Origin of the sequence: Geomonas silvestris (genome assembly GCF_014193515.1) — a bacterium.
GTDB classification, from domain to species: Bacteria; Desulfobacterota; Desulfuromonadia; order Geobacterales; family Geobacteraceae; genus Geomonas; species Geomonas silvestris.
The window spans coordinates 25,927-47,286 of sequence record NZ_BLXX01000018.1 but is presented as its reverse complement, the minus strand read 5'-3'; the positions used below and the strand labels follow the sequence as shown (position 1 = coordinate 47,286).

16 protein-coding genes are annotated in these 21,360 nt (G+C 62.2%); 3 read left to right on the top strand and 13 right to left on the bottom strand.

The genetic code is table 11. The annotated features are described in order from the left end of the window. Positions 1-201 precede the first annotated feature (201 nt). Together GMST_RS20140 and GMST_RS20135 are read left to right on the top strand one after the other, a co-directional pair. Positions 202-603, top strand: coding sequence for a hypothetical protein (locus tag GMST_RS20140; protein WP_183356509.1), 402 nt, complete (start codon positions 202-204; stop codon positions 601-603). A 112-nt stretch (positions 604-715) separates the two neighbouring features. Further along, on the top strand, positions 716-2,893 hold the full coding sequence (locus GMST_RS20135; RefSeq protein WP_183356508.1) for an OmpA family protein: 2,178 nt from the start codon (positions 716-718) through the stop codon (positions 2,891-2,893). Positions 2,894-3,073: 180 nt separating this feature from the next. On the opposite strand, the gene GMST_RS20130 is transcribed toward GMST_RS20135, so the two are convergent. Further along, the gene (locus tag GMST_RS20130) at positions 3,074-3,370 is read right to left on the bottom strand and encodes an SEL1-like repeat protein (protein ID WP_183356507.1); all 297 of its coding nucleotides are present in this window, start codon (positions 3,368-3,370) and stop codon (positions 3,074-3,076) included. 239 nt (positions 3,371-3,609) lie between these two features. Between GMST_RS20130 and GMST_RS20125 the strand changes: the two genes are divergently transcribed. Beyond that, the gene (locus GMST_RS20125) at positions 3,610-5,466 is read left to right on the top strand and encodes a tetratricopeptide repeat protein (RefSeq protein ID WP_183356506.1); all 1,857 of its coding nucleotides are present in this window, start codon (positions 3,610-3,612) and stop codon (positions 5,464-5,466) included. Positions 5,467-5,630: 164 nt separating this feature from the next. On the opposite strand, the gene GMST_RS20120 is transcribed toward GMST_RS20125, so the two are convergent. The 12 genes from GMST_RS20120 to acnA all read right to left on the bottom strand — a co-directional run bounded on the left by GMST_RS20120 (position 5,631) and on the right by acnA (position 21,329). Continuing rightward, complete coding sequence (locus GMST_RS20120) at positions 5,631-6,023, bottom strand: hypothetical protein (protein WP_183356505.1); 393 nt, start codon at positions 6,021-6,023, stop codon at positions 5,631-5,633. Positions 6,024-6,132: 109 nt separating this feature from the next. Further along, positions 6,133-6,762: a hypothetical protein gene (locus GMST_RS20115; protein WP_183356504.1), complete on the bottom strand. Its 630-nt coding sequence runs from the start codon at positions 6,760-6,762 to the stop codon at positions 6,133-6,135. A 78-nt stretch (positions 6,763-6,840) separates the two neighbouring features. Beyond that, positions 6,841-7,515, bottom strand: a complete 675-nt coding sequence (locus GMST_RS20110) for an ABC transporter ATP-binding protein (RefSeq protein ID WP_183356503.1) — start codon at positions 7,513-7,515, stop codon at positions 6,841-6,843. Between the two features lie 52 nt (positions 7,516-7,567). After that, positions 7,568-8,728: an ABC transporter permease gene (locus GMST_RS20105; protein ID WP_183356502.1), complete on the bottom strand. Its 1,161-nt coding sequence runs from the start codon at positions 8,726-8,728 to the stop codon at positions 7,568-7,570. A gap of 48 nt (positions 8,729-8,776) precedes the next feature. Then, positions 8,777-9,247: a DUF2318 domain-containing protein gene (locus GMST_RS20100; RefSeq protein WP_183356501.1), complete on the bottom strand. Its 471-nt coding sequence runs from the start codon at positions 9,245-9,247 to the stop codon at positions 8,777-8,779. A gap of 127 nt (positions 9,248-9,374) precedes the next feature. Beyond that, entirely contained in the window at positions 9,375-9,785 is a 411-nt protein-coding gene (locus GMST_RS20095; protein ID WP_246399936.1) for a heavy-metal-associated domain-containing protein, read from the bottom strand. A 369-nt stretch (positions 9,786-10,154) separates the two neighbouring features. Further along, entirely contained in the window at positions 10,155-10,619 is a 465-nt protein-coding gene (locus tag GMST_RS20090; protein ID WP_183356499.1) for a hypothetical protein, read from the bottom strand. Between the two features lie 222 nt (positions 10,620-10,841). Beyond that, positions 10,842-13,991: an efflux RND transporter permease subunit gene (locus GMST_RS20085; RefSeq protein ID WP_183356498.1), complete on the bottom strand. Its 3,150-nt coding sequence runs from the start codon at positions 13,989-13,991 to the stop codon at positions 10,842-10,844. Between the two features lie 35 nt (positions 13,992-14,026). Further along, positions 14,027-15,400 carry an efflux RND transporter periplasmic adaptor subunit gene (locus GMST_RS20080; RefSeq protein WP_183356497.1) on the bottom strand — a complete coding sequence of 458 codons (1,374 nt, stop codon included), beginning with the start codon at positions 15,398-15,400 and terminating at the stop codon, positions 14,027-14,029. 132 nt (positions 15,401-15,532) lie between these two features. Beyond that, positions 15,533-16,903 (bottom strand): TolC family protein, encoded by a 1,371-nt coding sequence (locus GMST_RS20075; protein WP_183356496.1) that lies wholly within the window; start codon positions 16,901-16,903, stop codon positions 15,533-15,535. 178 nt (positions 16,904-17,081) lie between these two features. Next, positions 17,082-18,191 carry a two-component system sensor histidine kinase NtrB gene (locus GMST_RS20070; protein ID WP_183356495.1) on the bottom strand — a complete coding sequence of 370 codons (1,110 nt, stop codon included), beginning with the start codon at positions 18,189-18,191 and terminating at the stop codon, positions 17,082-17,084. Positions 18,192-18,569: 378 nt separating this feature from the next. Further along, the gene (acnA, locus tag GMST_RS20065; protein ID WP_183356494.1) at positions 18,570-21,329 is read right to left on the bottom strand and encodes an aconitate hydratase AcnA; all 2,760 of its coding nucleotides are present in this window, start codon (positions 21,327-21,329) and stop codon (positions 18,570-18,572) included. Positions 21,330-21,360: the final 31 nt, after the last annotated feature.

Here is a 21,360-nt window from a genome sequence, read left to right as displayed (position 1 = left end):
CGGCAGAGATCCTTATAGCACACAAAAGGGTTGGATTGCTCCTGAGAAAAGTAGTGTCCCGAGGCTTTTCCGAGCTCGGTGCCGGTAACACGGGCACGGCCAGAGATAATCTGCTTGAACTTTTGGCATAAAGAGGATAAATTCCCCGCTTAATTCAGGAGTAACCGCATCTCAAGACCCAACCCAAAAGGAGATAGTTAGATGAAGAGTTTTTCCAAAGCGCTGCTGATCGTCGTCGCCCTGGCACTCCCCACTGTTTGCTTCGGCGCCGACACCAACGCCGGCAGCGAAAAGGCAGCACCCGGCAAGGCCACCAAGATCAGCGACATCTACAAGAACAAGGACTCTTTAGATAAGAAACAGGTGACCGTGAAAGGCAAGGTTGTCAAGGTTGCCTCCGGCATCATGAATCGCAACTGGATCCACATCCAGGACGGCAGCGGCAAAGCCGCCAGCAAGGACAACGATCTCACCGTCACCACCAGCAAAGATCTCCCGACGGTCGGGCAGACGGTAACCATCACCGGCACGGTGGCTAAGAACAAGGACTTCGGGAGCGGCTATTTCTACGCCGTCATCGTGGAAGGCGCTACCGTAAAGTAACAAAATCCAGTAGTCGCATATCGATGCCAAAAGCCTCCTGCCCTGACAGGGGGCTTTTGGCGTTACACTCACCTGGATGGCCTTAACATTTAATGTGATGAGAGAAGGCGCCATGAACTCGCTTCTATCAAAAGTAATCTCTGCGCTTGCCATGGTGTTTGTGGCGTCAAGTTCCGGGTTAGCGGAGTCTTCACCCAAAAATCTCATTCTCACCGGCGAGGTGGGAGGATTCTTCCCCGGCGGGGCGGAGCACATCGACCCCGCGCCACAGCTTGGCCTCAAAATCGGCACGTCAATCACCGATCTCATCACCATAGAATCCGGCCTCAGTTTCATTCCCGCGTCCTCTACCACGGGGCAGTCCTCGAATTTTTCCCAACTACAGGTCGAGTTCTTATATCAGTTCCTGAAAAAGGAACAGTGGCGTTTTTACGGAGCCGTCGGTCTGGGGGGGACTTTCGGCAGTGGCGTGGTTAAAAGTGGCGCAAACGCCGATTTCGGCCTGGGAGCCATGTACTTCCTGTCTGACCGACTGGCGCTGCGTAGCGACCTGCGCGATGTCATCGAGGTCGCCAACATCGGCAACAACATCCTGCTCAGCGCCGGGATCTCCTACTTCTTCGATTTCAATGCGCCCAGCGAGCCGGTATCCCTCAGCAAGTACCGCGCGCTTTTGCAATTCCCCCGTGCCGTACCTCGGGTGGTAGCACGGCCTGCGGTACCGACCCCGCCGACGCCCCCGCCGGCCGTTGCAGAACTGCCGGCCGCGCCGGAGCCGGTCCCGACTTCCGCGCCCGCAGTCAAGAAAGAACCGGCAGCCCAAGCACCTGTGGTTGCGGCGGTCCCTGCTGCGCCTGCTCCTGCAGTTGCGCCTGCTCCTGCTGCCGCACCTGCACCTGCGGCTCCTGTCGCACTTGCAGCGCCTGCAGCACCTGCGGCACCGCCTTTGGTCGGCGTCTCCGGTTTGTTCTACGATTCCCCGGCGTTCGTCAGCTACGCGGTACCGGTGACCTTCAACTACAAACCTGAACCCGCAGCGGCGCCGACCGCCCCGCCGAATTCAGTGGTACGGCTGCCCAGCACACCGCCTGCGGCAACGCCGCCCTCGATGATTTCGCTTCTGACTGCTCCGCCTGCGGCAGCTCCTGCTACGGCCACCCCGGAAGCGCCGAAAGCGGAGCCGGTAGCAGCCCCTCCCGTTGCCGCCGTGGCCGCCGAACCGGTGCCCCCGCAAACTGCTGAGGCTGCAGCCCCGGCTCCGGCACCGGTCCCCGCACCGGCCATTCCCGCCGAAGCGCCAGTCCCGGCCAGCGTGGAAGTCTACTTTGCAAGCGACAGCTCGGTTATTCCGGCTAAAGACCGCGAAAAACTCAACGCGGTCGCCGCGTGGCTTACGTCTGCTTCGGGCAGCAAGGCGGTCATCGAAGGACACACCGACAGTTCGGGTTCCCTCGCCCACAACTTCAACCTGTCGCGCCTCAGGGCAGAGCACATCAGGCAACTGCTCATCGCGAGAGGTGTGCCGGCTGAGAACCTCTCCATAGTGCACTTCGGGCCGAGCCGCCCGGCCGCCCGCAACAACACGAAGATCGGCCGTGGGAAAAACCGCCGGGCAGTGACCATAGCGATAAAAAAACCGGCTGGGGAAACCCCTGCGCCGGCAAAGCAGCTCCCTGCCGCTGTCCCCACGGCAACCCCGGTGACGGGCCTGCCTGCCCCGACGGCTGCCCCGCAACCGCCGATGCCGGCTCCCGCGAGCGCGCCCGCCGGGACCCAGGAGGCAAGCGAGCTCTCCCCCCCCGCCGCAGAAGCGCAGGTGAGCTACACCCTGCTGGTCGGCGAGTCCGTCGTGAAGTCGGCGCTAGCCGAGGTGGGTAAGAAGCTGGCGAGCGCCGGACTCGAGCCGGTGCTGGTGCCGGGGCCGAAAAAGCAGGAGCCGAGGATACGCCTGTTCGTCGGTGAATTCTCCACCCAGGAAGCGACCAGGAAGGAACTCAAAAAGCTGCATACCCTCAAAATAAGCGGTTTTTTCCTGGTGACGGATGGAAAATTCCAGGTCTACGCCGGATCCTTCTCTGACGAGAAAGGTGCCGAGCGGGAGCGCCTGCGCCTGGTGGGGTTGGGAGTGAAACCGACTCTGAAACCGGCGCTGGTGGGCGTGCAGACCTTCCTGCTGACGATCGGCAACTTCCCTTCACGTGCAGCCGCGCTGGCCAGGGGGCAGGAGTTGGAGAAACAAGGGGTTTCGGCAACGGTGATCGAGCAGGCGGCCCCGGGAAAAGTTCGCTAACCAAGGGGCAGGTCGAGTTGGGCAGGTGGCGCAGTTAGGTGGGAGAAAGCACTTCCGGAATGCCTTGCCGATGAGGGTTATCACGGCAACAGCCAGTTAGGCGGTAACACAACAGGCCGCGGTGCGCCTCTTCGGGGCGGTTCATCCGCGGCCTGCGCTGTACATGGCGGTAGGATCAGATCACTGTCTCCCGGCAACCTGTACCGACTGCGTTTCCGCAAGTTCCTGCTGTTTGGCACTGCGCATCAGTGCCACCGATTCTTCCTTATTTTGCGGTACCCCCCACCCCATGCTGTACATCAGGCTCAGGTAGAATTTCGCCTTGGCTGTGTTGCATTTCTTGAACTCGACCGCGGCCTCGGTGTAGCGCTTGTCGCGGAACGCACTGAGAGCGGAGTCGAAACCGGCTTGTGCCGCAGAAACTGAGACGAAGATGCAGGAAATCCCTAAAAAGAGTGTCGGCCAGATGTTTTTCATCAGTCACCCCCAGTATGTTGTTTGTCGCACAACCTGGATTTTGCAATCGCGGTGCCAAGCTGCCTGTGACGCAGGTAGCTGATTTTACAAGGCAAACAACGAATGGCTGGTTGAAAGTCCGCATCAGCTCGTGAACATCCTGAAAAGCGGCTGGCGGCTAGTTCACCGTATTTTCGGGTATTTGGTTCAAACGACAGGTGTGCAGATTAAGTGCAGCAGCCCCAGGAGAACGACAAGCCATGAAGAGATTTCTCGACGAGCAGGTCTACCCGCATGCCGTATCGGTGCTCGTTATTTTCGCCCTTACCCTTGGCGCCTATCTGCACATTTGGGGGAACCACTTCCAGGTTTTCTGGGACGACAACATGTACGTCACCGCCAACGAGGCAGTTCGCGGTTTCTCCCTACCCCACCTGCGCAGTGCCTTTACCAGCAACTACGCCGGAAACTTCGCTCCCCTGCACATCATCTCCTACATGCTCGACTACACCTTCTGGGGACTGAACGCCCGGGGCTTTATCCTCACCAACATCCTGCTGCATGCCGCTAACGGGGTGCTCCTCTACTCGCTCCTCAGCAGACTAGGGTGGCCGAAGCTCGCCGCTACCTTCTCCGCGCTCATCTTTTGCCTCCACCCCGTGCAGGTAGAATCTGTCGCCTGGATTTCCGAGCGCAAGAACCTGCTGGCGATGTTTTTCTCACTCCTGTCCTTTTTAGCCTACCTGCGTTGCCAGAATAAGCGCTGGCATGAGGTCAAGGGTGCCTACCTCCTCAGCTTCTGCTTCCTGGTCCTGGCACTAATGGCCAAGTCGATTGCCGTTGTCGTACCGTGCCTATTTTTTCTGTTCGATGTCTGCTTCCTGGAAAAGTCCGAGCGCAACAAGCAGCTGGTAGGGATCATCCCCTTTTTCTGCGCGGCACTGCTGATGGCCTGGATAACCATCGTGTATCAATCACACGGCGACACGCCGGGGGTCGGCGGGGGGAGGATCGGCTACCATGGCGGGAGTCCTCTGAACACCGCCCTGACCATGCTGACCGTCCTGCCGCGCTATCTGGCACTGCTGTTCTGGCCCAACGGGCTCAGTGCCATGTACGACCCACCCGTCAAAACGGGGATCGACCTCGCCGTCGTTGCTGGGGCAGTCCTTTTCGTGCTGCTGATCGCCGCCGGGATCACCCTGTACCTCCGCGGAAAACGCGAGCTTGCCTTCTGGTACGCCGTATTCTTCATCGGCCTATTGCCGGTTTCCCAAATCGTTCCCATAGCGACCCTGATGAACGACCGCTACCTCTACTTTCCGATGCTCGGTGCAGCGCCGTTTCTCGGGGCTCTGCTGTTCCGAGTCGTTGTCATCAACAAAGGCAAGCTTGCCGCTGCGAGCGTAGCTGGTGCAGTGATGGTGGCTGCCTGTTTCGGTCTCAGTTACGCGAGGGGGGCTGTATGGGAGAACGACCTGACGCTTTGGAGCGATGCCGCAGCAAAAGCCCCGAATCATCCGGTGGCCCTCTACGGCAAGGCACAGGCGCTCCAGAACGCGGGAAACCTCGATGCCGCGTTGCCCCTGTATCTGCGCGTTTTGAGCCTCAACCCGAGGCACGCTGATACGCTGATCCACCTGGGCGCCCTGTTTCGCTCCAAGAACGACCCGGTCCGGGGGCGCGCCTACCTGCTCGAAGTCACCCGCTATTACCCGAAATTTGCCCGGGGATTTCTCGACCTCGGGACGAGCTACTACCTGACCGGGGAATTCGAGGCAGCGGAGCAGGCGTTCCGGCAGGCGTTAGCACTGGAGCCGAAATCTGTCGAAGCGCTGACGCAGTTGGGGACCCTCTGTCTGCGCACCAAAAGGCTGGATGCTGCGCGGGAATATTTTGAGGGAGTGGTGTCACTTGGGGGGGCAGACGCGACTGTCGAATACAATCTTGCCTGTGTCGAGTCATTGAGCCAGAGGCCTGATGAGGCGCTGAAGCATCTTAAGACTGCGGTTCAGCTGGGGTTTACCAACACGGCGGAAATAGAGCAGGATCCGGATCTTGCCGCCGTCCGCTCCCTTCCCGAATTTAGGCAGGCGCTCCGCTCTCCGGGACATTGACCTCCGGCCCGATCTGAAAAGAAGCGCTCCTCGTCGCGTACGATCTTGCGGTAGATACCAGAGCTACCATCCCCGCCGAGCGCAACTCCATCGACCGTTCGAAAATACCTACCGGTTCGCCTGCCGGCGAAACCAACCGGCGCCCGGCGAAAACCTTTTCCCGTTCACTTAGCAGTAGTACCGGCAGCGGAGCAGATTGCTTCCCACAACCGGAAGCTATTGGTGCCGCGCGGCATCTCGTAAAAAACCGGCGAGTCGACCTTTTCTTCGGAGGTCACCTCTCCGGCAGCAGAGATCAGTTTTGCGGAGAGCAGTTTTTCCAGGGGCTGGGGGCAGTAAAATTCCGTTTCGGTAACCACGGTAAATACGTGCACATCGTCGACCTTGGAGACGATCCGTGTTTTTACCCGTTTGACCGTGGGGGAAATCGACTGGAGGCTCGCCTTACTGTACTCAGCGGACAGTCGGGTGTCCGTCGGCCCGACCTGGGTCCACTCCTCAGCGTGAGCGACCGCAGAGAACAATGCGAGGGCAATAACTGCCAAGACACTGCGCATTACAACCACCTCCCTTTCAAGAAACGTAGAGCAATTGATCCAGGAATGCGCAGGATCGCCAGGGGCGCCTTGACACGGCACGTGCCCGAACCGTGTGCGGCATCCTCTTTTACGCCTCCGGATAATCGGAGAGCGCCAGGAAGGTTTCTTTGAGCTCGAACGCGAAGATGGCAAACATCCTCTCGGCGAGGCGGGCGGTAAGCAGGGGTGGGAAGAGCGGTACGGCCAGCCGGTAGATCAGATCCAACAGGCCGTCGTGTGGGTTTTCCTCGAGAAAGAGCGCGCCGTACTGCAGCACGGGCGCAAAGAGCAGCGCCTCCTCCATGACGGCGTCGTCCTCGCTGAAGTAGGGAAGGATCATCTCGAGCGAGAAGCAAAGGCCGGTGCCGCCGGCATCCTCGGAGATGCTCAGGAGCACCTCGTCCTGAGGCGAGCCGTACTCCCGGGCCTCGGCGGAGAGGTCACCCGCGGGGAGCACCAGCACCTTGCCGTGCACCGGGTCGATGCCGTAGGGGGAGTTCCGCTTCTCCAGAAAGCGCTCCAGCGCCTGGTAGCCGCGGGCCTGCTGCCTGCCCATCCCGCGGTAGAAAGCGGGGCGGAACACATCGCGCCTCTGGATCAGCTCCTCAAGCGGGATGAACTCCTGTTCGCCACCCGCCGGGCGTGCGCTCCTGACCTCGGCATTGTTAACAACCAGTTTCAGGTGCGACATTTTGCGCTCGTCCTTGTCTTTTTTCATCTAACCTGCGTTCCTCCGGGGTGGCTCGACATCTCTAGATGTAATACACCCCGGAGAAGACGGGTGTCAAGCAATCCCTCAGGCAGCGGCGACCACCCGGCCGTCCCTGATGTGGATGGTCCGGTCCGCGTAGTCGCAGTTTTCCGGGTTGTGGGTCACCATGACGATGGTCTGGCCGCCATCGTTGAGCGCCCTGAACAGGTTCATCATCTCGAGGCTCGTTTGCGAGTCGAGGTTGCCGGTGGGTTCGTCCGCGAAGAGGATCTCCGGCCGGTTCACCACGGCGCGCGCAATGGCGACCCGCTCCTGCTCCCCTCCCGACAGGGCGTTGGGGAGCCGGTCCCCCTTGGCGCCCAGCCCCACGCGTTCCAGCGCCTCCTTGGCCGCTGCCACTTTCTCCCCCTTTTTCAGGGGCGCAATCGCGAGCGGCAGCATGACGTTCTCGAGGGCGGTCAGGTAGGGGATCAGGTTGAAGGACTGGAACACGAAGCCGAGCTTCTGGCTGCGGAAGTCGGCCCGTTTCTCGCTGGAAAGCGCGTAGAGATCCACGCCCGCCATCTGCACCGAACCCTCGGACGGGTGGTTCAAGCCCCCCAGCACCGAGAGGAGCGTGCTCTTGCCGGAGCCGGACTGCCCCATGATGGTGATGAACTCACCGGCCTCGATGCTGATGTCGACGCCCTTGAGCGCCTTCACGGTCTCGTCGCCGCTTTGGTAGCTCTTGGCTAGGTTGCACACTTCGATTAAAGCCATGTCTAAGTCCTCTTCAAAAATGGGTCCGATCAGTCGGGAGTCCGCCTGCTCGTTACAGTGCCCTCAGTGCCTCGGTGGGGTCCATCTTGCTGGCGTGCAGCGCCGGGTAGAGGCTCGCCAGAAGCGCCAGGGTGAGCGAAAGCCCCAGCGACCCGAAGGCCACCACGCTATCCCAGACCAGTGCCACCTGCTTCCCCTCCACCATGAAGGGGAGCGCGAGGCGTGCCCCGCCCAGACCCGCCCCGAAGCCGAGCAGTCCGGCCAGCAGCCCGACCACCGTCGCCTCTAAAAGGATGATGCGCATGATGTGGCTCTTTCTGAACCCGATGGCGCGGAACACGCCGATCTCGGTGGTGCGCTCGTTCACGCTCCCCATCATGGTTACGAAGACGATGAGCGAGCCGATGAAAACCACCACGCCGGCCATGGCGTAGGAGAAGCGGCGGAACTGGTCCAGCGCCTTGAGCCTCCCCTCCACCACCTGCTGGATCGCGCTCACCTTGGCCTCGGGGAGTTTCTCGGCGATCTGCAGCACCATGTCGCCGATCGGGCAACCCGAGCAAAGCGCCGCCACCTCGACCAGGTTCAGGCGCCCCACCTTCCCTAAAAGCCGCTGGGCAACGGGGAGCTGGGCGAAGACCAGGGAGTCGTCCTGGCTGCCGGTCTGGTCCAGGACGCCGGTCACCTTGAAGCTCTCACCCTTGATCTGCACTGAGTCTCCGGTCATCACGTTGAGGACCTTGGCCGCGTCGGTCCCCAGGAGGAGTTCGTGTTCGCCCTTGGGCGCCTCGCCGAAGAGCTTCCACCACTGCTTGAGCTTGAGTTCCTTGTCGAACTGGACCCCGACCAAGAGCACCGGGTGTCCGGCAATCTGCACCCCGCCCAGCACCTTGGGGGCCACCGCCGAGATGTTCTTGCCGTTTTTGATGGTGGAGATCTTGGCCAGGTCCGACTCGAGGATCTCCTTCTGGTCGAAGCTCACCCCGCCCAGGTTGATGCCGCCGTAGTTCATGGAGAGCCCGTTTTGCTGCGGGGTGATCAGGATGTTGGCGCCGAACTCGTCCATCTTGCGCTCGATGTCGCCGGACATGGACTTGGTGAGCGTGACCAGGGTGACGATGGTGGCGATCCCCACGGTAAGCCCGATGGTGAGAAATGCCATCTTCGCCTTGCGCCGCCTCAGGTTGTTGAAGGAGATGTTGTGCAGTTTCATGAGCTACCTGCTCCCAATTAGTAGTGGTCCCGGGAAATGTGCCGAACGCTAGAAGAACCTGCCGCCCGCCTTCAGATCGGCCACGTTGATGGTCACGTTCTTGGCATCGACCCGGGCGGGAAGGTGGGAGGGGTTGCAGCCGCCGCCGGAGGCCGCGCCGATACGGTTGATGGCGAACTTCTGATTGCAGTTCTTGCACTTCATCTGGTCGCCGGCCTGCTCGTACCCCTTCTTCTCCTTGAAGCAGACGTCGCAGGCGTCAAAGGCGGTGTGCAACTGGCCGTCACTCCCCTTGACGATGAAGAAGCCGAGATCCTTGCCGCCGTCGGAGATCCGGTAGAAATGGGCGTTGCCGTCGCTTACCTTGGCAACCGGGATGGTCACCACGCCGTTGACCGGTTTCACCTTCTCGAATTTCCCCATGCCCGGGATGCTGAACCCGAAGGCAGCCGTCACCAGTGCCAGCACCGCGGCCCCAATCGCCAGGCCGAACTTCACGCCGTTCTTCTTGTTTTCCATGCCCTACTCCTTGTCGTGGTAGTTGTTAGCCGTTATTCCATCGGATGGTGTATTGCGAAGGGAGACCGGCACCGCGGGGCGAATTCCCCCTTTCCGTGCCCCAATCCCTAATCCCTGAGCCCTGCCGTTACTTCCCTTTGCACCCCTCGCCGCCGCAGCAGCCTCCTGTCGCCGCACTCTGCTTGCCGACGTCCCTTCCCACCAACTTCCTGAACTGCTCCGGGGTAAGGACCGTCTGGACGGTACTGGCGTACCCGGTCGCCGCGACCTTCTGGGCCAAGCGCTCCGGGGCCACCTGCTTCGAGTCGTATCCGGCGATCACCCAGCCTCCGGCCAGGTCCACCTCGGTGGCCGCCACGCCGCGCTCGGTCTGCAGCGCCTTCGACACCTTGGAGATGCAGGCGCCGCAGGTCATGCCGGAGGTTTTGAGAACCACCACCGAATCGGCTGTCGCCCCGATGCGCACGAAGAAGGCACAGACCCCCAGGATGACCAGCACCACTAGCAGCAGACAGCTATTGAGGATTTTGTTGTTCACGGTTCCCCCTAGAAGCGCGCTCGTCGCTTCGGACCGGCGCCGCAAGCCGGCGCACGCTCTGCCATGTACAAGGAACATGCCACTGCCTCATGAGAGGCGTAACCGCATGATATTGTTTTTCTGCCGAAAAAAGCCAGCAGTTTTGCCTGTAGGAACTGGAGAATATCCAGCAGCAAATCGTAGGATTTTCCACACCCGCCCTCGTGCCGCTCCACCCAGAAACTCAGGAAAAACCGCGAGGCAGGTCTCCCCTTCCCATGCGGCGGCGGGCCAGGTGCAGCTCAAAAAAATCCCATGCGGCCGGCGACGGCGACATGGGATCTTTTATTCTCTGCGGGATGGGAAAGCCTCTTTGAGGAGCCCGGAAAACTACTTCACGGTGTACCAGAATTTGGCGGAGCGGGTCTTGCCGTCTTTGAGCTGGAACTTGGTCATGATGCCGTACTTCCCTTTCTTGGAGAGATCGAAGAAGGCGCCGAATTCGCCGTGCATCGCCATCAGGTCCTTGGTCTGCTCGCTCTTGTCCGGAGCCATCACCTTCACCTTCACCTCGCCTTCGGTTAAGGCCTTGCCGGTCTTGGCATCCTTGAAGATCGTGGCGATGTAGTGCGTTTCCCCCTTCTGCATCGGCATCTCCATCTTCATCGCCTTCATGGCTTCCTTGGCGCTCTGGATCTTGAAGCCGACCTTGACCCCTTCCACGACCTCTTCGTGGGCCATCCCCGAGCCGTGGCTTGAGTGATCCATGTCCATGCCGCCGTGGTCCATAGCCGCCAGTGCGGGAGCGGAAAGCGCCAGGCAGGATGCCGCCAGAACGAGAGCCAGTTTCTTCATGTCATTCTCCTTTGGTTGGATGTGATATCTGTCAGTGTCTGCGATGCCGAATGATCTGAGCAGAAGTTTAGACTGTGATAGTGCGAGTTGATTCAACCACAGCCAGAGAATTGTGCCAAAGCAAATGAAGTTGTCAATGCAAAGGGCCGCCACTCCCGGAAGAAGTGCCGGCCCCGATGCTTTTCATTGTCAATTGTAAATTATCCATTGTCAATTGCCTTTCTAGTGTTTCATTCCCGAATACTTCAGTTTCCCTTTCTTCAGGTCGTGGATCTTCATCAGGACGAAGATGACCGGCGTCATGATGAGCACGTGCACCGCGGAGGAGATCATCCCGCCGATCATCGGCGCGGCGATCGGCTTCATGACGTCCGCACCGGTCCCCGAGGACCACATGATGGGGACCAGGCCGATGAGCGCGACGGCGACGGTCATAAGCTTGGGACGCAGCCGCAATACCGCCCCCTCGAAGGTGGCTTCGTAGATGTCCTTTTCGGTGACCGGCCCCTTCAAAAGCCGCTTGTCGAGCGCCTCGTGCAGGTAGATGACCATGACCACGCCGGTCTCCACCGCGATGCCGTAGAGGGCGATGAAGCCGACCCAGACCGCAACCGACATGTTGTAGCCCAGGGCCTTAACCAGGTAGACCCCGCCCACCAGCGCGAAGGGGACCGAGAGCATGACCATGCTCGCCTCCAGGGCCGAGTGGAAGGTGAAATAGAGCAGGATGAAGATGATGAGGAGCCCCGCCGGCACCAGGAGCTGCAGCCTCGCCTTGGCGCGCACCTGGTTTTCCCACTGCCCAGACCAGGCGACGTAGTACCCCGGCGGCAGTTTCAGCTGCTTCTCCAGGACCGTCTTCGCCTCGCCCACGAAACCGCCCATGTCGCGGCCGCGCACGTTGAGGAACACGATGGAGCGCAAGAGCCCACCCTCCGAGTTGATCTCGGGCGCGCCGGTCGACATCTTCAGCTTGGTCACCAGGGAGAGCGGCACCTGCACCGGCGCCCCGTCCACCCCCATCCCGGAGATCAGCATGCGCCGGATGGCGTCGATGTTGTCGCGGTAGTCACGCAGGTAGCGCAGCCGGATCGGGAAGCGGTTGCGGCCGTCCACGGTGGTGGAGAGCATTTCGCCCCCGAGCGCGGTGCTGATCACGTCCTGTATGTCACCCACCTTGACGCCGTAGCGCGCCGCGGCCTCGCGGTCGATGTCGATGTCCAGGTAGTAGCCGCCGGTGACCCGCTCGGCCACCACGTCCGCGGCACCCGGCACCGTCTTCAGGATCCCCTCGGCCTGCACCGCGAGGTCCTTCAGGACGTTCAGGTCGTTGCCGAAGATCTTCACGCCCAGGTCGGTACGCACGCCGGTTGAGAGCATGTTGATCCGGTTGATGATCGGCTGGGTCCAACCGTTACGCACGCCGATCTGCTGCAGCTTGCCATCCAGCTCGGCGACGATGTCCGCCTTGGTGATCCCCGGGCGCCAGCTTTTCTTGTCCTTCAGGATGATGATGCTCTCGAACATGGAGACCGGCGCGGGGTCCGTGGAGGTCTCGGCGCGCCCCACCTTGCCGAGCACGTGCTCCACCTCGGGGACGCTCATGATGATCTTGTCCTGCACCTGGATGAGCCTCTTGGCCTCGTTGATCGAGACGTTGGGGAGCGTCACCGGCATGTAGAGGAGGCTCCCCTCGTCCAGCGGCGGCATGAACTCGCTGCCGATGCTCAGGAACATCGGGATGGCGATGGCGAGCGCCACCAGGTTCAGGAAGATGGTGGTCTTCTTCCACTTGAGTACCCAGCGGATCACCGGTGAGTAGAGCTTGATAAAGAAGGTCGACACCGGGTTGGAACTCTCCGGTGGCATCTTGCCCCTCATGAAGTAGTACATGAGCACCGGCACCAGCGTGATGGCGATAAAGGCGCTCCCCATCATGGAGAAGGTCTTGGTGAAGGCGAGCGGATGGAACATTTTCCCCTCCTGCCCTTCCAGGAGGAAGACCGGCACGAAGGAGAGGATGATGATGGCAAGTGAGAAAAAGATGGCGCGTCCCACCTGCTTAGCGCTGTCGATGATCACCTCGAGGCGCTTTTCCTTGCGCTCCTCCTCAGGCATCTCGGAGAGATGGCGGTAGCAGTTCTCCACCATGATGACCCCGGCGTCCACCAGCACGCCGATGGCAATGGCGATGCCGCCCAGGCTCATGATGTTCGAGGAGACCCCCATGAGCTTCATGGTGATGAACGAGAACAAGACGGCGATGGGAAGCGTGAGCACGATGACCAGGGCGCTCTGGAAGTGCATCAGGAACACCAGGATCACCAGGGAGACCACGATGGACTCCTCGGTCAGCGCGTGCTTCAGCGTCTCGATGGCGCGCTGGATCAGGTCGCTGCGGTCGTAGGAAACCTTGATCTCCACCCCCGGGGGGAGCCCCTTCTGCAGCGAGACGATCTTCTCCTTCACCCGGTCGATGACGTCCTTGGCGTTTTCGCCGTAGCGCATGACCACGATGCCGCCGACTGCCTCGCCGTCGCCGTTTTTATCGAGCATGCCGCGCCGGATGGCGCCCCCCATCTGCACGGTGCCGAGGTTCTTCACGTAGATCGGGGTGCCGCGCATGTCGGCGCCCACCACGATGTCCTCCAGGTCCTTGGGCGACTTCACATACCCCTTGCCGCGGATCAGGTACTCAGCGTCGGCCTGTTCGAGGAGGCGCCCCCCCACGTCGCTGTTGGAGCGCTTGATCGCCTCCATCACCTGTCCCGCGGTCACCTTGTAGGCGAACAGGCGGTTGGGGTCCAAGTCGATCTGGTACTCGCGCACGAAGCCGCCGATGGACGCGACTTCCGCGACGCCCGGCACCGTGTTCAGCTGGTAGCGCACGAACCAGTCCTGCAGCGTGCGCAGCTGTTCAAGGTCGTACCCCTTCCCTTCGATGGTGTACCAGAAGACGTGTCCCACCCCCGTGCCGTCCGGACCAAGTGTCGGCACCACCCCCGGCGGCAGGAGCGATGCCGCGTAGTTCAGGCGTTCCAGGACGCGGGTGCGGGCCCAGTAGATGTCCGCCTTGTCCTCAAAGATCACGTAGATCATGGAGAAGCCGAAGGCCGAGGAGGCGCGCACGGCGCGGACCTGGGGGAGCCCCTGCAGGTTGACGGCCAGCGGGTAGGTGACCTGGTCTTCGACCACCTGCGGCGAGCGGCCGGGGTAGTCGGTGAAGACGATGACCTGGTTGTCCGAGAGGTCGGGGATGGCATCGACCGGCGTATGATAGACCGACCAGATGCCCCAGGCGATGATGAGGCCGAAGAGCATCAGGATGATGACGCGGTTTCTGGCCGAATATTCGATGATTTTCTCGATCATGGGGAACCCTTAAATCCTGAAATCAAACCGTTTCATTACATCTTCATATCATCCATGCTGAGCCCGCCGCCCTTTTTCGGAGCGGCCGGGGCAGCCGGGGCACCCGGGGTAGGCTGCGCTGCCGGCGCCGAGGGCGTATGCCCTTCATGCCCGCTGCCGCCCTTCAGTTGGCTCTCGGAATCGATCAGGTAGCCGCCGGTCGCCGCCACCTTCTCGCCCTGGCTCAAGCCGGAGAGGATCTGCACGTTATCCCCGACCCGCGCCCCGACCTTCACGTCGCGCGGCTCGAACATCCCGGCTTCCTTCTCGACCCAGACCACCTGCCGCGTCCCGGTATCCATCACCGCCGAGGCGGGGATCGCGAGCCCGGAACCCAGCGGCGACTTGATGATGGCGTTCACAAACATGTCGGGCTTGAGTTTCAGCCCCGGGTTGGCAAGCTCGACGCGCACCTTGACGGTCCGGGTCTTGGGATCCAGGAAAGGGTAGATGAAGCTCACCCGGCCGGTAAAGGTCTTGCCGGGATAGGACTGGGACTGGATCGCCACCGACTGCCCCAGCTTCACGAAGGAGAACTCGTTCTCGTACACCTCGACCTCGACCCAGACGGTGGAAAGGTCGGCGATGGCAAAGAGCGGATCGCCCATGTTCACGTACTGCCCTTCCTGGACGATCTTCTCGATCACTATGCCGGAAAGAGGGGTGTACACCGGGATCCTGATGTTCGGCTCGCCGCTTTTCTCCAGGCTGGCGATCTGCTCGTCCTTCACCCCTAAAAGCTTCAGGCGCTGACGTGCCGAACTCACCAGTCCGTTGCCACCCTGCGAGATGGACGGGATCGGGGAGTTCTTCAGCTGTTCGCGGCTTCTAAGCGCCAAGAGGTACTCCTGCTGCGCGGCCACCAGGTCCGGCGAGTAGACGTCCGCCACCGGTTTCCCTTTCGAGACATAGGAGCCGACCGTGTTCACCCGGAGGTGATCGATGCGCCCCGCCACCCAGGCGGTCACCTTGGCCTGGCGCGCCTGGTCGTACTGCACGATACCGGTAGCGGCGATCTCCTTGGAAAGCGGCACCTTGCCTACCTCCACGGTAGCCACGTTGGCCATCACGCGCTGGGTCGGTGAGAGCGAAACGTGGGAGAGCATCTCCTGTTCCTTGGCGCTCGCCGTCCCTTCCGCCGGAGCCACCTTCTTGATGAGCTGCATCCCACAGATGGGGCAGGTTCCTGGCTTGTCCTTGATGATGAAGGGGTGCATGGCGCAGGTATAGAGCTCCTGGTTCTGCGTCGCCGCTGCCTTGGTCTTCTGGTCGGCGCCGTTTTTCTGGTGCCAGAACCAGTACCCGCCGCCGGCCGCCGCGGCCAGCAGGATCACCACTACGGGGATTGCCACCTTGTTGTTCACGCTCATCTGCTCGCTCCTGGAACGAGGGCCATTGGTCCTCGGGTCGTTGTCTGGATTTGGGAGAGGTCTGGCCCTAAGCAAAGGTGAAGTGGCTCAGGGGGCAGTTTTCTCCGATGTTTTCTCCGAAGTTCTCCGTGGCTACGGTTGCGGCTTTGCTCCGTCTTGCCGCAGATGTTCCCCATGGCTCGAGGTTTTCATTTGCTCCCCCGTCGGCCGTGCTCCGTGGTCTGCGCCGCTCAGGCTTCCCCCAACCAGCGCCTCCAATTGCGCCTTCTTCATCTGGAAGTCGGCGATCGAATCGTAGTACTGGTGTTCGAAGTTGTAGAGGTTCACCCGGCTGTCCAACAGGGTGAGGAAGTCCACCTTGTTGACCCGGTAGCCGATGGTCGCCGACTCCAGCGCCTGCTCGGCCTGCGGGATGATACCGTTTTTGTAGAGGTCCACCAACTGGCGGCGGCGCTCCATCTGAGACAAGAGGTCGGCGATTCCGGACGAGATCGTGTTGCGGGTCGCGTTCATCTCCTCGGTCGCCATGGCCACCTCGGAGTTCGCCTCGGCCACCATCGCCTGGCGCCGCTCCTTTCTGACCGGCAGGTTGAAGGTCACCCCCAAGGAGTACATGTCGGAGCCGTCGCTCCCCATGGCGGGCTGGCGTTGCATGTACTCGAAGGAGACGTTGAAGTCGGGGTAGGATTCCTTGCGGGCCAGGGCCTCGGAGCCGCGCCCTTTCAAGACCTGCGCCGCCAGCCCCTTGAGCGCCGGGCGGTTCTCCTCGGCGAGGGTAACCAGGTCCTGGGACCGGGGGAGTGCCGGGTCGATCCCGAACTCCGGAATCTCGCCCACCGGGGTATCGGCCGGGCGGTACAACAGCGCGTTCAGCGCGATGGCCTGGCTTTTTCTCTGCTGCTCGAGGGTGATCTTCATGTCGAGCATCTTGGAGCGCTCCAGCTGCGCCTTGAAGATGTCCTGCTGGGCCCCCTGCCCCACCGAGTACTTGGTTTCGGCCAGCGTAATGAAGGTGTCCATGATGTCGATGTTCTTCTGCAACAGGTACAGTTCGTGGTCGATCGAGCCGATCTGGTAGTAGGCCTCCTTCACCATCCGGGTGATCTCCAGCCGGCGCTCGCCGTGGGCGAAATGCTGCGCCTCGGCCTCGTGCAGGGCCACCTCCTCGCGCAGTGCGGTCTTCCCGAAATAGGGGATCTGCTGCGCGATGCCGATCACCTTCTGGGTCATGGAGTCGCGGGTGAAGTTGAGCGGGTCGGTCACGATGCCGTTTTGAATCTTCAGCATGAGCATGGGATCTTCCCAGCTTCCCGCCTGCTTCACCCGGCTCTTGAACATCTCCCAGCGCGACGCCGACGCCTTCAGCTCCGGGTTCCCGGTCAGCGCGGTTTCGATCAGCAGGTTCAGGTTTTCGGTTTGGGTAGAGTGGTGCTCGGCGGCCTGTACGGGCCGCACGGCGAGGAGAGCGATCAGAAGGGCAGTTGTAACAAACCGGGCGTGCATGGTGACTCCAGGGGCGTGCGCTTTTAATTAGATCACAAAATAGCAATGGTCGTGCCAGAAGCTATCCTACCGTAATCGCGTACTGTTGCGACTGATCCGCTCACATTAAGCAGAATATCCTACCGAAGGCTGTTGGATATTCCACAGAGGTGAGCTGTGCTGGGTCCGCGGGTTTCCCCTATCCCTCGGCCTCCGTGGGCACCGGGAGCCGGACCAGGAAAGTCGCTCCCTCTCCCGCCCCGCCCATCACCTCGATGGTTCCGCCATGTCCCTCGATGATCTTTTTGGTAATGGAGAGCCCGAGACCGGTGCCGTTACCCTTGGTCGTGAAGAACGGCTCGAAGATCCGCGCCACGGCGTCCGCTGCAATGCCGGGGCCGCTGTCCGAGAAGGAGATCTCCAGACTCCCCTGCTCCGGGACTGCCCGGGTCGTCAGGCGCACCGTACCGCCTGTCGGAGAGGCCTGGATCGCGTTCAGCATGATGTTCAAAAACGCCTGGCGCAGCTTCTCGGCGTCCCCGATAAAGGGGGGGAGCGGGGCCGGGTGCAATTCCAGGGTGATCTTGCTCTGGCGTGCCTGGGCCGACAACAGCGTCACCATGTTCGCCAGTTCTTCATTGATATCACAGGCTTTTTTGCTCTTCGGCTCGGGCCGGGCCATCTTGAGGAAGTCTTCCACCACGTGGTTTAAGCGGTCCGACTCCTTGATCAGGATCTCGAGGAACTCGGTGCGGCTCGCCGCAGGGACCTGTTCGTCCATGAGGATCTCGGCAGTCCCCCTGATGGAGGCGAGCGGGTTGCGGATCTCGTGGGCCAGCATGGCTGAGAGTTCGCCGAGAGCCGAGAGCCGCTCCGCCCGACGCAGCTGCTCCTCGATCCTTATGATGAGTTCGGACTGGCTCTGCAGTGTCCGGTAGGACTCCTCGAGCCCCTTTGCGGTCTCCTCGAGCTGGGCTCGGCGGGCGGCCTCCTGCTGGCTTAAAAACCCGGTGATCCCACCTACCACGTTGTAGAGCACCACCTCGAGGTACTTCTCCATCTCCATCGCGATGTGCCCGCCCCACTGGAACAGGATGTGGGGAGCGTAACAGACCGTCACCAAAAGGGCGCAGCCGACCCCGCCGCGAAAGCCGAACCAGAAGGCGGAGAGGATGATCGGGATGTAGTAGAGGCGCTGGAAGATGTCGTGCAGCATGGCGAGCCGAAGCGGCGTCGTGTAGTGCAAGAGGCTGATCCCGACCACGCAGGCGACCAGGGTGACGATCTTCAGGAGGTTCGACTTCTTCATGTGACTCCGGGTGTTGTCTTTTTAATCTTGGGTTCTCTGGTTATATACCAGCTCTTCGGCAAATCGCCAGTGGTTTCCAGTATTTTAACGCCCGACAGGTTCGCTCCGACAGCGGGTAAGGGATACCCCACCTGCGTTTTTTCGAATCCCCTGGGAGGGGAGAACCCGATCGTCGCAGCCAATGCAGCAGCCCCCTCACTCCAATGGCCGCTCATCCCCTGCCCGCAGCCCAGGCAACCCCGCTCCCCCGATGACAACGCCCCTTGGCCAGGTACCGGTTAAACCGCACTCTGAACCAAAAAAACGGGGAAATACCGATTCTCCCGGCACTTCCCCGTGGTTTTTCACCTGAAGCGTTCCCGCTGGTACCGCGGGCGGCTAACCCTTAAGCGCCTGGCGCAACATGTAGGGGAGGATCCCGCCGTTTTGGAAGTACTCGAGTTCGTTCGGGGTGTCGATCCGAACCCGGACGGTGAAGGAGCGGCTCCCGCCGTCGGCCGAACGCGCCTGCACCTCGAGGCCCCCCCCCACGCCAAGCCGGGTGATGCCGGCGATGTCGAAGGTCTCGGTCCCGGAGATCCCCAGGGAGGCCGCGGATTCGCCGGGGAGGAACTGCAGGGGGAGGATCCCCATCCCCACCAGGTTGGAGCGGTGGATCCGCTCGAAACTTTCAGCGACGACCGCCTTGACCCCCAGAAGCCGGGTCCCCTTGGCGGCCCAGTCGCGCGAGGAACCGGTGCCGTACTCCTTGCCGGCGATGACCACCAGCGGAACCCCTTCCTGGGCGTAGCGCATCGCCGCATCGTAGATCGGGAGCTGGTCCCCGGTCGCCGCACCCGCGCCAAAATGGATGGTCACGCCACCTTCGACGCCCGGCACCAGCTTGTTGCGGATGCGGATGTTGGCGAAGGTGCCGCGCACCATCACCTCGTGGTTGCCGCGCCGCGCCCCGTAGGAGTTGAACTCTTCCAGCGGGACGCCCAGCGAGATCAGGTATTTCCCCGCGGGGGTGTTCTTCCCGATGGAGCCGGCCGGCGAGATGTGGTCGGTGGTGACCGAGTCGCCCAAAAGGGCCAGGGCGCGCGCGCCGGCAAGGTCGACAAGCGGTTCCGCCTCCGCGCCGACCTCGGCCAGAAACGGCGGTTCCTTCAGGTAGGTTGAGTCCGCCTGCCACTGGTAGATCTCCCCTATGGGGGTCTCCAGGGCGCTCCAAAGCGGGTCGCCGGCAAAGACTTCACCGTAGTTCTTCTGGAACTGGGCCGGGGTCACGTAGCGCGCCACCAGTTCGGCAACCTCGCGGTCGTCGGGGAGGATGTCCTTCAAAAAGACCGGCTGGCCGCCGGGGTCGACCCCCAGGGGCTCCTTGCCCAGATCCATGGCGATGTTGCCGGCCAGCGCGTAGGCCACCACGAGCGGCGGTGAGGCCAGGTAGTTCGCCTTCACCTGGCTGTTGATGCGCCCCTCGAAGTTGCGGTTGCCGGAGAGCACCGAGGCGACGCAGAGGTCCCCCGCGCTCACCGCCTCGGCGATGTGCTCGGGGAGGGGCCCCGAGTTGCCGATGCAGGTGGTGCAGCCGTAGCCCACCAGGTGGAAGCGCAAGGCCTCCAGGTAGGACATGAGCCCGGAGTCCTCCAGGTAGTCCGTGACCACCTTCGAGCCGGGGGCGAGGCTCGTCTTCACCCAGGGCTTCACCTGCAGACCGCGGCGCACCGCGTTTCGCGCCAGAAGGCCTGCCGCGAAGAGCACCGAGGGGTTCGAGGTGTTGGTGCAACTCGTGATGGCGGCGATGACCACCGAGCCGTGGGTCAGCTGGTAGCGCGCGCCGTCGGGCTGGGTCACCGACACCCGTCCCGCCCCCGGCTCCAGGGAGGCGAGTTCGGGGGAGAGCGGATCCGCGCCGCGGGAGATGGCGGCGCCGGCGCCGGCCAGCCGGGTGAGCTCCTTCTCGAAGGCGCTCGCCACTTGGCTCAAGGGGACCCGGTCCTGCGGGCGCGACGGCCCGGCCAGGCTCGGCTCCACGTCTCCCAGGTCGAGCTCCAGCACCGAGGAGTAGCTCGCCTCGGGCTGACCCGGCTCGTGCCAGAGCCCCTGGTCGCGGTAGTACGCCTCGACCAGGCTGGTCAGCTTCTCCCGGCCGGTGAGCTTCAGGTACTCTATGGTCTGCTGGTCCACCGGGAAGACCCCGATGGTGGCGCCGTACTCCGGGGACATGTTGCCGATGGTGGCGCGATCGGCCACCGGGAGCTCGGCGAACCCCGGGCCGAAGAACTCGACGAAGCTCCCCACCACCCCGTGCTTCCTGAGCATCTGGGTCACCGTGAGCACCAGGTCGGTCGCCGTCACCCCGGGCTTGAGCCGCCCGGAGAGCCGGAAGCCGACTACCTGCGGGATCAGCATGGAGCAGGGCTGCCCCAAAAGCGCCGCCTCGGCCTCGATCCCCCCGACCCCCCACCCGACGACCCCGAGGCCGTTGATCATGGTGGTGTGCGAGTCGGTGCCGATCACGGTGTCCGGGTAGATGAGTGGATCGCTGCCGCGCGCCTCGAGCACCATGGCGACCTGCGAGAGGTACTCGAGGTTCACCTGGTGGCAGATGCCGGTCGCCGGCGGCACCACGCGGAAGTTACGGAAGGCCCCCTGCCCCCAGCGCAGGAACTGGTAGCGCTCGTGGTTTCGGTGGTAGTCGAGCTGGGCGTTCTCCGCCAGGGCGAGCGTGGTCCCGAAGCGATCCACCTGCACCGAGTGGTCGATGACCAGGTCGGCGGGCTGCAGCGGGTTGATGCGTGCGGGGTCGCCACCCAGGCGCTTCAGCGCGCCGCGCATGGCGGCGAGGTCCGCCACCGCAGGGACACCGGTGAAATCCTGCAACAGCACCCGCGCCGGCATGAACTGGATCTCCCGATCCGGCGCAGCCTTGGGGTCCCAGTCCGCCAGCGCCTCGATGTCCTCCCGCTTCACGGTCACCCCGTCCTCGCGGCGCAAGAGGTTTTCCAGCAGGATCTTCAGGGAGAAGGGGAGCCGGGAGAGGTCCCTGCCGGAATTCTTGGCGAAAGCGGTCAGGGAGTAGTAGCGGTGCACCACTCCACCGACCAGCAGACTGCGTTCGGTGTCAAAGCTGTTCAGGTTGGTTTGCGTCATGGGTTACCTCGTGGTGGTGGTCGTTCCGTAT